15 protein-coding genes are annotated in these 14,011 nt (G+C 74.6%); 6 read left to right on the top strand and 9 right to left on the bottom strand.

Annotated features, from left to right (window positions below):
* Positions 1-28: 28 nt before the first annotated feature.
* Complete coding sequence (locus ACI8AB_RS06475; RefSeq protein WP_387992827.1) at positions 29-550, top strand: hypothetical protein; 522 nt, start codon at positions 29-31, stop codon at positions 548-550.
* 4 nt (positions 551-554) lie between these two features.
* Here ACI8AB_RS06475 and ACI8AB_RS06470 read toward each other — a convergent pair whose 3' ends face one another.
* The gene (locus ACI8AB_RS06470; protein ID WP_456949417.1) at positions 555-1,094 is read right to left on the bottom strand and encodes a helix-turn-helix domain-containing protein; all 540 of its coding nucleotides are present in this window, start codon (positions 1,092-1,094) and stop codon (positions 555-557) included.
* 64 nt (positions 1,095-1,158) lie between these two features.
* Here ACI8AB_RS06470 and ACI8AB_RS06465 point away from each other — a divergent pair, with 64 nt between their 5' ends.
* From ACI8AB_RS06465 to ACI8AB_RS06450, 4 genes are all read left to right on the top strand, one after another.
* Positions 1,159-1,497 (top strand): hypothetical protein, encoded by a 339-nt coding sequence (locus tag ACI8AB_RS06465; protein ID WP_387992821.1) that lies wholly within the window; start codon positions 1,159-1,161, stop codon positions 1,495-1,497.
* A complete protein-coding gene (locus ACI8AB_RS06460; RefSeq protein WP_456949416.1) occupies positions 1,494-2,426 on the top strand; it encodes an alpha/beta hydrolase family protein in 933 nt (310 codons plus the stop codon). Before ACI8AB_RS06465 ends, ACI8AB_RS06460 begins: the two co-directional genes overlap by 4 nt.
* Positions 2,427-2,533: 107 nt before the next feature.
* On the top strand, positions 2,534-3,055 hold the full coding sequence (locus ACI8AB_RS06455) for a cupredoxin domain-containing protein (protein ID WP_456949415.1): 522 nt from the start codon (positions 2,534-2,536) through the stop codon (positions 3,053-3,055).
* Positions 3,052-3,471, top strand: coding sequence for a hypothetical protein (locus ACI8AB_RS06450; RefSeq protein WP_456949414.1), 420 nt, complete (start codon positions 3,052-3,054; stop codon positions 3,469-3,471). Before ACI8AB_RS06455 ends, ACI8AB_RS06450 begins: the two co-directional genes overlap by 4 nt.
* 45 nt (positions 3,472-3,516) lie before the next feature.
* Here the strand turns inward: ACI8AB_RS06450 and ACI8AB_RS06445 are convergent, their stop codons facing one another.
* The 7 genes from ACI8AB_RS06445 to ACI8AB_RS06415 form a co-directional block, all read right to left on the bottom strand.
* Positions 3,517-4,524 carry a sugar phosphate isomerase/epimerase family protein gene (locus tag ACI8AB_RS06445; RefSeq protein WP_387992809.1) on the bottom strand — a complete coding sequence of 336 codons (1,008 nt, stop codon included), beginning with the start codon at positions 4,522-4,524 and terminating at the stop codon, positions 3,517-3,519.
* Positions 4,525-4,544: 20 nt separating this feature from the next.
* The gene (locus tag ACI8AB_RS06440; RefSeq protein ID WP_456949413.1) at positions 4,545-5,726 is read right to left on the bottom strand and encodes a Gfo/Idh/MocA family protein; all 1,182 of its coding nucleotides are present in this window, start codon (positions 5,724-5,726) and stop codon (positions 4,545-4,547) included.
* Positions 5,727-5,785: 59 nt separating this feature from the next.
* Positions 5,786-6,838: a substrate-binding domain-containing protein gene (locus ACI8AB_RS06435; RefSeq protein ID WP_387992803.1), complete on the bottom strand. Its 1,053-nt coding sequence runs from the start codon at positions 6,836-6,838 to the stop codon at positions 5,786-5,788.
* A 103-nt stretch (positions 6,839-6,941) separates the two neighbouring features.
* Positions 6,942-8,102: an ABC transporter permease gene (locus tag ACI8AB_RS06430; protein ID WP_387992800.1), complete on the bottom strand. Its 1,161-nt coding sequence runs from the start codon at positions 8,100-8,102 to the stop codon at positions 6,942-6,944.
* A gap of 11 nt (positions 8,103-8,113) precedes the next feature.
* Positions 8,114-9,664, bottom strand: a complete 1,551-nt coding sequence (locus tag ACI8AB_RS06425; protein ID WP_456949412.1) for a sugar ABC transporter ATP-binding protein — start codon at positions 9,662-9,664, stop codon at positions 8,114-8,116.
* A 176-nt stretch (positions 9,665-9,840) separates the two neighbouring features.
* On the bottom strand, positions 9,841-11,007 hold the full coding sequence (locus tag ACI8AB_RS06420; RefSeq protein WP_456949411.1) for an ROK family protein: 1,167 nt from the start codon (positions 11,005-11,007) through the stop codon (positions 9,841-9,843).
* 4 nt (positions 11,008-11,011) lie between these two features.
* Positions 11,012-11,677: an alpha/beta fold hydrolase gene (locus ACI8AB_RS06415; protein ID WP_456949534.1), complete on the bottom strand. Its 666-nt coding sequence runs from the start codon at positions 11,675-11,677 to the stop codon at positions 11,012-11,014.
* A 155-nt stretch (positions 11,678-11,832) separates the two neighbouring features.
* Between ACI8AB_RS06415 and ACI8AB_RS06410 the strand changes: the two genes are divergently transcribed.
* Entirely contained in the window at positions 11,833-13,278 is a 1,446-nt protein-coding gene (locus ACI8AB_RS06410; RefSeq protein ID WP_456949410.1) for an NAD(P)/FAD-dependent oxidoreductase, read from the top strand.
* Between the two features lie 64 nt (positions 13,279-13,342).
* On the opposite strand, the gene ACI8AB_RS06405 is transcribed toward ACI8AB_RS06410, so the two are convergent.
* Positions 13,343-14,011, bottom strand: a complete 669-nt coding sequence (locus tag ACI8AB_RS06405; protein WP_456949409.1) for an alpha/beta hydrolase — start codon at positions 14,009-14,011, stop codon at positions 13,343-13,345.

Here is a 14,011-nt window from a genome sequence, read left to right as displayed (position 1 = left end):
CGTCCCCGACGACCCTGCGAGGTGCCCGATGGCCCTGCCCATCACCCTGTCCGAGATCGGCCCGCGGATCTCGGCCGGTGCGTTCATCCTCAACAGCGGGCTGGGCAAGCGCGGCGCCGACGAGCAGACCGCCGCCGGCCTGCACGGCTTCGCCTCCGGCACGTACCCGTTCCTCAAGGACGTCGAGCCGCGGCAGTTCGTCCAGGCGCTGTCGACGGCGGAGATCGCGGTCGGCGCCGCACTGCTGACGCCGTTCGTGCCCACGGCGCTGGCCGGCGCCCTGCTCACCGGGTTCGCCGGCGGCCTGCTCGGCCTCTACCTGCGCACACCCGGCATGCGCAAGGAGGGCAGCCTGGCCCCGACCGAGCAGGGCCTCACCGTCGCCAAGGACGTGTGGCTGCTCGGCATCGGCGTCGGCCTGCTCACCCGGGGCACCGTGGACCGCGGGTCGCGCCGGGTGCAGCGGGCCGCGAAGACCCTGGCCAGGGCCAACGCGCGGGTGTCGAAGGCCGAGCGCCGGGCCGAGCGGAGGGCCGCCCGGGCCGCCTAGCCCCTCACTCCCCCGGCAGGAACACCGTGCCGACCAGCCGGCGACGGCGTCCCTCGCGCGGGGCGTTCTCCAGGCGCGCGCGGAGCACGCCGCGCACGTCGTCGAGCAGGCCGGCGAACTCCTCGTCGTCCAGCCACAGCCCGGTCATCCGGTAGCCCACGCCGTCCCGGGCGGGATCGAGCCCGTCCGGGGCGGCGGCACCGGCGTCGACCCATCGGTCGAAGTCCGCGAGCAGCGCCGCGACGAAGGTGTCGAAGGCGCGGCGGTGCTGCTCGGGCGTCATGCCCGCCGCCTCCTCCGGCCCGACGGAGGCCGCGGCGGTCACCAGCCGGTAGGTGCGCTCGGTGCTGCCCCGCACCCGGCGCTCCCCCACGACCTCCAGCACGCCGGCCTCGGCGAGCACGCCGACGTGCCGGTACAGCGTGGCCACCGGGACGTCGGGCAGCTCGGCGTGCAGCTCGCCGGTGGTCAGGCTCCGGTCGCCCAGCAGGGCCTGCACCACGCGCAGGCGCACCGGGTGGAGCAGCAGGTCCGCAGACGCCACGCGCTCGACCTCTCTCATGATTGACAACGGTCTCATTGTTGGGAATGATCATTCCATGGCGACCGTGACGACGACACCCCAGACCCTGCGGATCACCCTCACCCCGACCGAGAAGGTGCTCGGCCTGCTGCGCGACCTCGAGGTCCCGCTGTCCGCGGTGCGCTCGGCCGAGGTCGTCCCCGACGGGCTGGCCGCCGCCGGCGGCCTGCGCGCCCCCGGGCTCGGCCTGCCCGGTGTGCGCAAGATCGGCACCTGGCGCCGGCGGGGCGGGAGGACGTTCGTGAGCGTCCGGCGCGGGGCGGCCGTGCGCCTGGAGCTGACCGGTCAGCGCTTCGACACCGTCCTGGTGACCGTCGACGACGCCGCGGCCGTCGTCGCGGCGCTGTCGGGCACTCCCCGATGAGTCCGCGCGAGCTGCCGGTGACCGTGCCCGGCGAGCCCCCGCTGGCCGGCACGCTCACCCTCCCCGACGCGCCCGGCCCCGTCCCCGCCGTGCTGCTCGCGCCGGGCTCCGGCCCGCTGGACCGCGACTCCGACCACCGGCGCGCCCGGTTCGGCGTCACCCGCGAGCTGGCGCACGCGCTCGCCGAGGGCGGTCTCGCGTCCCTGCGGTACGACAAGCGCGGCGTCGGTGGCACGCCCGGCGACTGGCGGCGGGCCGGGCTGCACGACGCCGTCGACGACCTCGCCCGGGCGCGCGACGCCCTGGCCGCCCGGCCCGAGGTGGACCCCGGGCGGATCGTGCTGGCCGGCCACAGCGAGGGCGCGCTGCTCGCCGCGGCGGTCGCCGCCCGCGGCGTCCCGGTGGCCGGGGTGGTCCTGCTCGCCGGCTCCGCGACGCCCGGCGACGAGCTGCTCCGCTGGCAGGCCCGGCAGATCGGGCCGACCCTGCCCGCGCCGGTCCGGGGCCTGCTCCGGCTCCTGCGCACCGACCTGGAGCGGAAGGTGGCCGCCAACCACGAGCGCCTCCGGGCGACGACCACCGACGTCGCCCGGATCGGCGGGGCGCGGCTCAACGCGCGCTGGCACCGCGAGTTCCTCGACCACGACCCGCGCACCGACCTCGCCCGGCTGACCGTGCCGGTGCTCGCAGTGACCGGGGCGAAGGACCTGCAGGTGCCCCCGGCGGACCTGGGGACGATCGCGGCGACGGTCCCCGGCCCGGTGGAGACCCTGCTCGTCCCCGACCTCACGCACACGCTGCGCCGCCAGCCGGGGCCGGCGTCCCTGCGCGCCTACCGCGGCGAGCTGCGCCGACCCGTGGACGCCGAGGTGCTGGCCACCGTGGCGGCCTGGTGCCGGCGGGTGGGTGCCGTGGCGTCCCCGTCCTGAGCGGAGGCGGGAAGGGGTTACGGGGAGTGGGGGCAGCGTTGCAGTATCGCGGGCCTGCGGTGGGCCGTCGCCGGAGCGGGCCCACCGTCGGCTCCGAGGAGGTCCGTGTGTCCCAGCCCACCCGACGTGTCGTACCGCTGGTCGTCGCCCTGGGCGTCGGCCTGCTCAGTGCCTGCTCGGACGGCGGCGGCGGCGGTGATCCCGCCGCCGCCGCCACGACCAGCGAGCACGCCGAGGCCGAGCACACGGAGAGCGCACCCTCCTCGAGCGCCCCGCAGGAGAGCGCCGCCGCGAGCAGCACCGCGCCGGGGAGCACCGCGTCCGGGAGCACCACCGCGCCGGTCGAGGCGCGGAGCGTCACCGCCACCGAGGGCGAGATGTACATCGACCTCTCGGAGAGCTCGCTCGCCCCCGGCGAGTACACCATCGAGGTGGTCAACGAGGGCAACGCCACCCACGACCTGGTCGTCGAGCGGGACGGGCAGGACGTCGCCGCGAGCGACACCATCGGACCGGGCGAGTCGACCACGCTGACGGTCACCCTCGAGGCGGGCGAGTACGTCTTCTACTGCTCGATCGGCAACCACCGGGCCATGGGCATGGCGACCGACGTGACGGTCGCGGCATGAGCGGGCACACCGCGACGCGCTCCTCGCGCGGCGGCGTCGCGATCGGGGTGCTGCGGCTCGTGGGCGCCGCGCTGCTGGCGGCGATCGCCGTCATCCACGCCTACCTGTGGCAGCAGGGCTACAGCGGCATCGACGTCATCGGCCCGGCGTTCCTGGTGCAGACCGTGCTCGGGTTCGGCGGCGCACTGCTCCTGCTCGCCGCGCCGGCGCGCCTGGTGACCTGGGCGGCCGTGCTGGGGGCCGCGTTCGCGGCCGGGTCGCTGGCCGCGCTGGTCGTGTCGACGACGGTGGGGCTCTTCGACTTCGTCGAGACCACCGAGGCGACCCTGTGGTGGGAGTCGTTCTGGGTGGAGGCCGCCGCCGTCGTCGTGCTCGTCGTGCTGGCCGGCCTCACCCGCCGGCGCACCGGCCGCTGAGGCCGGCGGTGGACGGGCGGTCCCGCCCGTCCACCGCCGGGTCGCTCAGCCCTGGGACGAGAACGCGGCGTCGAACGCCGCGGCCGGCGGGTCGAACGCGAGCCGGCGGACGAAGGCGAGCGCCTCGGGGGCACCGACCAGGCGGTCCATGCCGGCGTCCTCCCACTCCACCGAGATCGGCCCGTCGTAGCCGATCGTGTTGAGCATCCGGAAGGATGCCTCCCACGGGACGTCGCCGTGGCCGGTGGAGACGAAGTCCCAGCCGCGCCGCGGGTCGGCCCACGGCAGGTGCGAGCCCATCCGGCCGTTGCGGCCGTTGCCCACCTGGCGCTTCGCGTCCTTGCAGTCGACGTGGTAGATCCGGTCCTTGAAGTCCCAGATGAACGAGACCGGGTCGAGGTCCTGCCAGACGAAGTGGCTGGGGTCCCAGTTGAGGCCGAACGCCTCGCGGTGGCCGATCGCCTCGAGGGTGCGGACCGTCGTCCAGTAGTCGTAGGCGATCTCCGACGGGTGCACCTCGTGGGCGAACCGGACGCCGACCTCGTCGAAGACGTCGAGGATCGGGTTCCAGCGGGCGGCGAAGTCGGCGTAGCCGTCCTCGATCATCGAGGCCGGGGCCGGCGGGAACATCGCCACGGCCTTCCAGATCTTCGACCCGGTGAACCCGACGACGGTCTTCACTCCGAGCTTGGCCGCCGCGCGGGCGGTCAGCTTCATCTCCTCGGCGGCGCGCTGCCGCACGCCCTCGGGGTCGCCGTCGCCCCAGACCCGCTTGTTGACGATGTCGCGGTGGCGCTCGTCGATCGGGTCGTCGCAGACGGCCTGGCCGTTGAGGTGGTTGGAGATGGCCCAGACCTTGAGGCCGTACTTGTCGAGCAGCGCGAGCCGCTCCTCCACGTAGGAGTCGTCGTTCGCGGCGCGCTCGACGTCGAGGTGGTCGCCCCAGCAGGCGATCTCCAGGCCGTCGTAGCCCCACTCGGACGCGAGCCGGGCCACCTCCTCGAACGGCAGGTCGGCCCACTGGCCGGTGAACAGGGTGACGGGACGGGGCATGTCGGGGGTGTCCTCTCGGGTCAGGCGGGGACGGGGGTCCACACGGAGTCGGCCGCGGCGCTGCGCTCGACGGCCTCGAGCACCCGCTGCACCTGCAGGCCGTCGGCGAAGGACGGCGTGGGGTCCTCCTGCTTGGCGATGGCGGTGAGCAGGTCGACGACCTGGTGGGTGAAGCCGTGCTCGTAGCCCAGCCCGTGCCCGGCCGGCCACCAGGCCGACACGTAGGGGTGCCCGGGCTCGGTCACGAGGATGCGGCGGAAGCCGGCCACCTCGGCGGGCTCGCCGCCGTCGAAGAACTCCAGGACGTTCATGTCCTCGAAGTCGAAGGCCAGGCTGCCGGCGGAGCCGTTGACCTCGATGCGGATGGCGTTCTTGCGGCCCAGGGCGAACCGGGTGGCCTCGAAGGTGGCCACCGCGCCGCCGGAGAACCGGCCGAGGAACACCGCGGTGTCGTCGACGGTGACCCGGCCGGTGCCCTCGCCCGCGACGCCGGACAGCGACCCGGCCGCGGCGGGCAGCGGGCGCTCCTTGACGAACGTCTCGAGCAGGGCGCTGACGCCGGTGACCGTCTCGCCGGTGATGTACTGCGTGAGGTCGACGATGTGCGCGCCGATGTCGCCGAGCGCCCCCGAGCCGGCCTTGTCCTTCTCCAGCCGCCACGACATCGGCGCCGACGGGTCGGCGATCCAGTCCTGCAGGTACTGGGCGCGCACGTGGCGCACCTGGCCGATCCGGCCCTCGGCGACCAGCTGCCGGGCGAGCCCGATCGCCGGCACCCGGCGGTAGGTGAAGCCGACCATCGAGCGGACGCCGCGCGCGGCGGCCCGCTCGGCGGCCTCGGTCATGGCCTCGGCCTCGGCGACGGAGTTGGCCAGCGGCTTCTCGCACAGGACGTGCTTGCCGGCCTCCAGCGCCGCGATGGCGATCTCGGCGTGGGTGTCACCGGGGGTGCAGACGTCGACCAGGCCGACGTCGTCGCGCTCGAGGACCCGCCGCCAGTCGGTCTCCACCGAGGCCCAGCCCAGGCGGGCGGCGGCGTCGGTGGCCCGTTCCCGGTCCCGGCCGGCGAGGACGGTGAGCTCGGGGCGCAGCGGGAGGTCGAAGAAGCGGGGGGCGGTGCGCCAGGCCTGGGAGTGCGCCGCGCCCATGAAGGAGTGTCCGATGAGGCCCACCCCGAGGGTCGGCCGGTCAGGTGAGGTCATGAGGGCTCCCGGAACGGGGCGGGGCCGCCGGCGTGCACCGGCGGCCCCGCCCGGGTGGATCAGGACTCGAAGGCGTTGTCGATGTACTGGTCGACGTTGTCAGCGGTGACGACCGGCGCGTTCAGCACGATCTGCCGCGGGACCTCCACCTCGGTCAGGTCCGACAGCGCCTTGTCCTGCGCCACGAGCCGGGCCAGCTTGATGCCGTCGGCGGCCTGCGTGTGCGGGTAGATGACCGTCGCCTGGAGGACCGAGTTGCCCTCCTGGATCGCCCGCATGGCGTTGGCCGAGCCGGCGCCGCCGACCATGAAGAACTCGTCGCGGCCGGCGTTCTGGATCGCGGCCAGGACACCGACGCCCTGGTCGTCGTCGTGGTTCCAGATCGCGTCGATCTGCGGCGCCGCCTGCAGCAGGTTGGCCGCCGCCTCCTCGCCGCCCTCGACGGTGAAGTCCGCGGCCACGCGGTTGTCGACGTTGAGGCCACAGTCGGCCAGCGCGTCGGCGAAGCCCTGGCTGCGGTCCTGGGTCAGCGGCAGCGAGTCGATGCCGGCGATCTCCGCGACGACGGCGTCGGGGTTGTCGCCCAGCTGCTCGCAGATGTACGTGCCGGCCGAGACGCCCATGCCGTAGTTGTCACCCAGGACGGTGGCCCGGGCGGCGAACGGGCTGTCGAACTCGCGGTCGACGTTGATGACCGGGATGCCCGCCTCCATCGCCTGCAGCGCGACCGGGGTCAGCGCGGCGCCGTCGAAGGGCAGCAGCACGATGGCGTCGACGCCGTCGTTGATGAACGTCTCCACCTGGCTGATCTGGGTGCTGACGTCGTTGGTGCCCTCCGCGACCACCAGCTCGACGTCCTCGTAGTTCTCGGCCTCGGCGCGGGCGGCCTCGGTGATGCCGGCCATCCAGCCGTGGTCGGCGGCCGGCGCCGAGAAGCCGATGGTGACGGTGTCGCCGGCCTCGTCGTTGTCGCTGGCGGCCTGGTTGCCCCCGCCGCCGCCCGACTCCTCCGGGGTGTTGCTCGTGCAGCCGGCCACGAGCACGCCCGCGCTGAGCAGGGCGACCGTGGCGTACGGCAGGCGGCGGAACGGACGCTGCCTCGTTGCGGACATGCTCTCTCCTCGAGTGTCGCCCCCTCTCCGGAGGCGGTGGGCTGCCACCGGACGGGGGTCCGGTGGGTGGTGCGGTCCGGCGCGCGGGGTCGCGCGCCGGGAGTCAGAGGGTCTTGCCGCTCGCGGCCGGGCGCGTGCCACCCGGTCCGCCCTCGACGGTCGAGCCGCCGGAGACCGCCCCGGCCGGGCCGCCCGCCGGGGGCAGGCCGCCGGACGGCGGTCCCGCGGTGGGCCGGCGGAAGCTGAACCCGCCGGTGGCCAGCCGCTGCTGCAGCAGGACGGCGAGGACGATGATCACGCCGCGGGCCACGGCCTGGGCCGAGCTCGACAGGTTGTTGAGCGTGAAGACGTTGCCGAGCGTCGTGAAGATGAGGACGCCGAGGACGGTGCCGACGATCGTCCCGCGCCCGCCGATGAGCAGCGTGCCGCCGATGACGACCGCGGCGATGGCGTCGAGCTCGTAGAGCGTGCCGTGGGTCGAGCTGCCCGTCGTCGTCCGCGCCATGATCATCACCGCGGCGATGCCGCAGGTGATGCCGGAGAGCACGTAGAGCTTGACGGTGTGCCGCTGCACCCGGATGCCGGCGAGGCGGGCGGCCTCGGCGTTGCCGCCGACGGCGAAGGTGCGCCGGCCGAACGTGGTCCGGTTGAGCAGCACCCACCCGGCGATCGCGACCAGCGCGAAGATGATCACCAGCGTCGGGACGCCGAGCACGTCACCGGAGAAGAAGGACAGGAAGTCGCTGTCCTGCACGATCTGGGTGCGCCGGTTGGCGATGATCTCGGCCAGGCCGCGCGCGGCGGCGAGCATGGCGAGGGTGGCGATGAAGGCCGCGAGCCTGCCGTAGGCGATGACCACGCCGTTGATCAGCCCGGCCACCGCGCCGACGACCAGCGCGGTGAAGACCATGACGATCCAGTGGAAGTCCTCGGCCATCTGCTGGGTGGCCAGCGTGGTGGCCCACACCGACGCCAGCGCCACCAGCGCGCCGACCGACAGGTCGATGCCGCCGCCGATGATCACGAACGTCATGCCGACGCTCACCACGCCGATGACCGAGGCCAGCCGCAGGATGGTCAGGATGTTGTCGACGTCGGCGAAGCGGTCCCCCGCCGTGATGACGCCGACGACGCACAGGACCACCAGCGCGACGACCAGGCCCAGGTTGCGGCCGACCGGCCCGCTCATGAACCCGCCCCCCGACCGGTTGCGGCCGGCGTCCTTGCCGGAGCCCGCGGTCACCGCGGTGCTGCCCTCACTCATGCCCTGCCCACTCATGCGACGTCCCCTTCGTGCACCGGGACGCCGTGCGTCGACGTCCCCTCCATGACCAGGTCGAGCACACGGTGCTCGTCGAGGGCCGAGGCGGGCTCCTCCGCCAGCACCCGGCCCTCCGCGACGACGAGGACCCGGTCGGCCAGACCGAGCACCTCCGGGATCTCGCTGGAGACGACGACCACCGCGACGCCGCGGTCGGCGAGGTCGCGCACCAGCGCGTAGATCTCCGAGCGCGCCCCGACGTCGACGCCGCGGGTGGGCTCGTCGAGCAGCAGCACCCGGCAGTCGCGCAGCAGCCAGCGGGCGAGCACGACCTTCTGCTGGTTGCCGCCGGACAGCGTGCGCACCTCGCGGGTCTCGTCGGCCGGGCGCACGTCGAGCGACTTCACCTGCTCGCGGGCGGCCTTGCGCTCGGCGGCGCCGGAGAGGAAGCCGCCGCGGGCGAAGCGGGCCAGGCTGGAGATGCTGATGTTGCGGGCGACGGACTCGCCGAGCAGCAGGGCCTGGCTCTTGCGCTCCTCGGGCGCCAGCCCCACGCCGGCGGCCACCGCGGCGCCGACGTCGCCGTGCCGCAGCCGGCGACCGTCCACGCGGACCGCGCCGCCGGTGGCGTGTCGCGCGCCGTAGACGGTCTCGAGGATCTCCGACCGGCCGGAGCCGACCAGCCCGGCCAGGCCGACGATCTCGCCGGGTCGCACCGAGAAGGAGACGTGGGAGAACGAACCGTGCAGCGACAGGTCCTCGACCTCGAGCACCGGCTCGGCGGTGGGCGCGGGGCGGTGGTGGCGCTCGGGGAAGACGTACTCGATGTCCCGGCCGGTCATCAGCGTGATGACCTCGCGGGTCGGCGTCTCGCGGGCCGGCAGCCCGGTGGCGACGGTCCGGCCGTCCTTGAGGACGGTGATCCGGTCGCCGATCTCGCGGATCTCCTCCAGCCGGTGGGAGATGTAGACGACGGCGACGTCGTGGGCGGTGAGGTCGCGGATGACCGTGAACAGCCGCTCGACCTCCTCGTTGTCGAGGACCGCCGAGGGCTCGTCCATGATGATCAGCCGCGCGTCCTGGGACAGCGCCCGCGCGATGCTCACCATCTGCTGGGAGGCGGCGGGCAGCGACCCCACCTCGGCGGCCGGCCGGATCTCGGGGTGGCCGAGCCGGGTGAGCAGCTCCCCCGCCCGCCGGTTGAGCTCGCGCGGCCGCACGAAGCCCATCTGGGCCTGCTCCCGGCCGAGGAAGACGTTGTCGGCGACGGTGAGCCCGGCGACGAGGTCGAGCTCCTGGTAGATCGTCGCGATGCCCAGGCCCAGCGCGGCCTGCGGCGTGGACAGCCGGACCTGCTCGCCGCGCCAGAGGATGGTGCCCTCGTCCGGCTGGTGCGCGCCGGCGAGGACCTTGATCAGGGTCGACTTGCCGGCACCGTTCTGACCGAGGAGGCAGTGCACCTCCCCCGCGCGGACGTCGAGGTCCACGCCCCCGAGCGCACGGACGCCCGGGAAGGTCTTCACGATGCCGTGCATCTCCAGCAGCGGCGCCCCTGCCGGTGGCATGGCCTCACCTCGGACTTCTGCTCAACGCTGACCATTAGTCTGTGCAGCGGTGACCATATGAACGGAGTCACAAGGGGTCAAGACCCCGTGAGCGGCGTCACCGAACCGAGACCTGCGACGGGCCAGGTCAGGGCGGAGACGGCCCTCTCTGCCGTCCTTCGACGGCAGCCGGTGGCTCAGCGGGCCAGGGCCTGGTGGACCGAGTCCCCGTCGAGGTAGCCCTGGATGGCCATGAGCGCGGCGCCCACCCGGCCGGACAGGTCGGGGGCGTCGCTGACGGTGATCTCCAGCGCGCGGGCGGCCAGGGGCATGGAGCGGCCGTAGACCGCCTCGCGGATGCCGGCCAGCAGCGGCGCCCCGGCCTGCGCGACCCCGCCGGTCATCACGATGCGGTGCGGGTTGAAGAAGTTGACCAGCGCGGCCAGCACCGTGCCGATGGTGCGCCCGGCCCGCCGGACCAGGTCCAGTGCCGGGCCGTCGCCCTGGGCGGCGAGCTCGATGACCTGCCGGGTGCTGGTCACCGGCAGCCCCGCCTCGACGGCGTCGCGCAGCAGCGCGCCACCGCCGGCGAGCGCCTCGAGGCAGTTCTCGTTGCCGCAGCGGCACAGCACGGTGCGGCCGTCCGGCGTCGGCACGTGGATGTGCCCGATGTCGCCGGCGCTGCCCTGCGCGCCCCGGTACACCTCGCCGTCGACGATGACCCCGCAGCCGATGCCGGTGCCGACCTTGACCACCAGCACGTCCTCGGCCGAGCCGCCGACGCCGATCTCCCCGAGCGCCATGACGTTGACGTCGTTGTCGACGAGGACCGGGCAGCCGTAGCGGGCGAACGCGCCGGGGATGTCGTGGTCGTGCCAGCCCGGCATGATCGGCGGGTGGGACGGCCGGCCGGTCGAGAACTCCACCGGCCCCGGCACGCCCACCCCGACGGCGCACACGTCGGCCGGGGTGAGCCCGGCCTCGGCGAGCACCTTCTGGGCCAGCCGGTCCACCTCGGCGAGCACGACGTCGGGGCCGTCGGCGATGTCGATCGGGTGCCCGACGGTGGCGAGGATCTGCGCGGACAGGTCGGTGACCGCGACGTCGACGCTGGTGACCCCCAGGTCGACGGCGAGCACGCAGCCGGCGCCGCTGTTGAACCGCAGGAGCGTCGGGGGGCGGCCGCCGGTGCTGCCGCCGCGGCCGCCCTCCTGCAGCAGGCCGGCGGCGATCAGCTGGTCGACGCGGGCACTGACGGTGTTGCGCGCGGCCCCGGTGAGCGCGACCAGCTCGGCCCGGCTCCGCGCGCGGCCGGTGCGCACGTGGTGCAGCAGTGCGCCGGCCGAGGCGGACGTGGAGGCCATGACGTCATGGTGACACGCCGGAGGCGCGTCCCCCCTCCTCCGCGATCCCGGCAGCTCGGAGAACCTCCCGGAGGACGGCGGCGACGGCGTCCGGGTGGGTCTGGACGGTCATGTGCCCCGCCCCGGGCACCTCGACGACCCGTCCCGACGGCGCGGCGGCGGCCACCGCGGCGGCCCAGTCGGCCGGGCAGAGCCGGTCCCGCGTGCCGCGGACGACGGTCACCGGGACGCCGACGCGGCGCAGCCGGACGTCGATGCGATCGGGCGCGGCCACCCGCCACAGCGCCCGCATCGCCCGGGGGCCGGTGGCCAGCCACTGCGCCAGGATCAGCGGCGCCTGCCACCAGGGCTCGTGCAGCGCGGTCCGCAGCCACCGCGCGGCCAGCTGGACGGGCCGGCGCAGCCGCGGGTCGGTCGACGGGCCGAGCAGGACGACACCGGCCACCCGCGGGTCGACGGCGGCCGCGGCCACCACCTGGCAGCCCTGCGAGTGGCCGGCCAGCACGACCGGACCGGGGCCGAGCCGGTCCCGCAGCCGGGCGGCCAGCACGTCGAGCGGAGGCACAGGTGCAGACCGGCCCATCCCGGGTAGGACCACGACGTCGGCGGGCGACCGCCGGCGCAGCCGTGACCACGACCGCCCGTCCAGGCCCAGCCCCGGGACGACCACGAGCCGGGGGATGACGACGGGCACCGACCTGGTTGTACCGGGCAGGACCGGACACCGCGAGTGCACCGGCGGAGGGCCGCCGTGACGGGGATCACCCCCGGAACGGGCCCGCCGGGAGACAGCGGAGCCCCTGACGGGAGAGGATCACAGTCATCATGACGACATCACCTGCGCCCACCGCCAGCTCCTCGACCGGCCGGCCGCGGGTGGTGATCATCGGCTCCGGCTTCGGCGGGCTGTTCGCCGCGAAGGCCCTGCGCAACGCCGACGTCGACGTCACCGTGGTCGCCAAGACCGGCCACCACCTCTTCCAGCCGCTGCTCTACCAGGTGGCCACCGGCATCCTCTCCGAGGGCGAGATCGCCCCGGCCACCCGCGAGGTGCTGCGCCACCAGAAGAACGCCAAGGTGGTCCTCGGCGAGGTCGTGGACATCGACGTGGACGCCCGCACGGTCACCTCCACCATCCTGGGCCGCACCACGATCCACCCCTACGACGAGCTGGTCGTCGCCGCGGGCGCCGGGCAGTCGTACTTCGGCAACGACCGGTTCGCCGAGTTCGCCCCCGGCATGAAGAGCATCGACGACGCCCTGGAGCTGCGCGGCCGCATCTTCGGCGCCTTCGAGCTGGCCGAGCTCGCCACCGACCCCGCCGAGGTGGACCGGCTGATGACCTTCGTGGTCGTCGGCGCCGGCCCGACCGGGGTGGAGATGGCCGGGCAGATCGCCGAGCTCGCGCACCGCACGCTGCGCCGCGACTTCCGCAACATCGACCCGCAGCGGGCCCGCATCATCCTGCTCGACGGTGCGCCGCAGGTGCTGCCGCCGTTCGGGCCGAAGCTGGGCGAGAAGGCCCGCCGGCACCTCAACGAGATCGGCGTCGAGGTCCAGCTCGGCGCGCTGGTCACGGACATGGACGCCGACGGCCTCACCGTCAAGGACTCCGACGGCCAGCTGCGCCGCATCTCGGCGGCCACCAAGGTGTGGGCGGCCGGCGTGCAGGCCTCGCCGCTGGGCCGGCTGCTCGGCGAGAAGACCGGCGCAGAGGTCGACCGCGCCGGGCGCATCGCCGTCCAGTCGGACCTGACGCTGCCCGGCCACCCGGAGATCCACGTCGTCGGCGACATGGCCAACCACCCCGACCGGCTGCCCGGCGTCGCCCAGGTGGCCATCCAGGGCGGGCGCTACGCCGCCGACCAGATCAAGCGCCGGCTCGCCGGCCGGGAGCCGCGCGGCGCGTTCCGGTACCGGGACAAGGGCAACATGGCGACCATCTCGCGGTTCTCCGCGGTCGCCGACATCAAGAAGATGAAGTTCGAGGGCTTCATCGCCTGGGTGATCTGGCTGGTGGTGCACCTCTTCTACATCATCGGCTTCAAGAGCCGGGTCACCACGGTGCTGCACTGGATGGTCAGCTTCCTCGGCCGCGGCCGGTCGCAGCGGGTGGCCACCCAGCAGCAGGTCTACGGCCGGCTGGCGCTGGAGAAGCTCGGCCCCGGCTTCGAGGCGTCGAAGACCGGCGGGCCGAAGGACCACCCGCACACGCCGGACGAGGTCAACGCCGAGCAGCAGCACGACTTCGTCGGCCGCCGCACCGCGTAGCCACCCCGTACGTCCCGACGGCCCGGACCCCCGGTGAGGGGGCCGGGCCGTCGCGCGTCCGGGCTCAGCGCAGCCAGGCGTCCAGGGCGGCGGTCACGAGGTCCGGGGTCACGACGTGGCCGCCGTCGAACTCGTCGTAGGTGACGTCGTAACCGGCGGCGGCGAGGTCCCGGGACACCCGGCGGCCGCAGCGCGCCACCGGCAGCACGCGGTCGCGGGTGCCGTGGGTGATCCAGATCCGCGGCCGGCCGGTGCGGCCCGGCGGGGCGACGAAGCCCGGTGAGAACGCCAGCAGCGCCTCGAACAGGTCGCCGTTGGCCAGCCCGAGCGACAGCGCGTACGAGCCGCCGTCGGAGAAGCCGCCGAGCGCGACCCGGGAGACCGCGAGGCCGGCGGCGACCCGTTCCAGCGCCGCGTCGAGGACCGCCACGTCCCGGCCGAGCCCGCCGGCGAGCAGGTCCCAGGTCGAGGCGACCGAGGAGGTCGCGAGGACGGCGACCCCGCGGGCGGTGGCGACGTCGCCCACCGCGGCCAGCGACTGGTCCGCCGTCCCGCCCGCCCCGTGGCAGAACACGAGCAGCGGGCGTGGGCCGGGCGGGCCGCCGGGGACGGCGACCAGCGCCTCCGGGCCGCCCAGCTCCAGCGCCGTCGTGCCGGCCGGCAGCGGTGGCCCGGCGGGCTGCGCACCGGGGCGGGCGTCGAGGCGGCCGGCACCGGCCGCGGGCAGTGCCAC

Source organism: Geodermatophilus sp. SYSU D00698 (genome assembly GCF_054050335.1).
The sequence above is the reverse complement of the archived record's forward strand: the minus strand, read 5'-3'. Positions and strand labels throughout refer to the sequence as shown.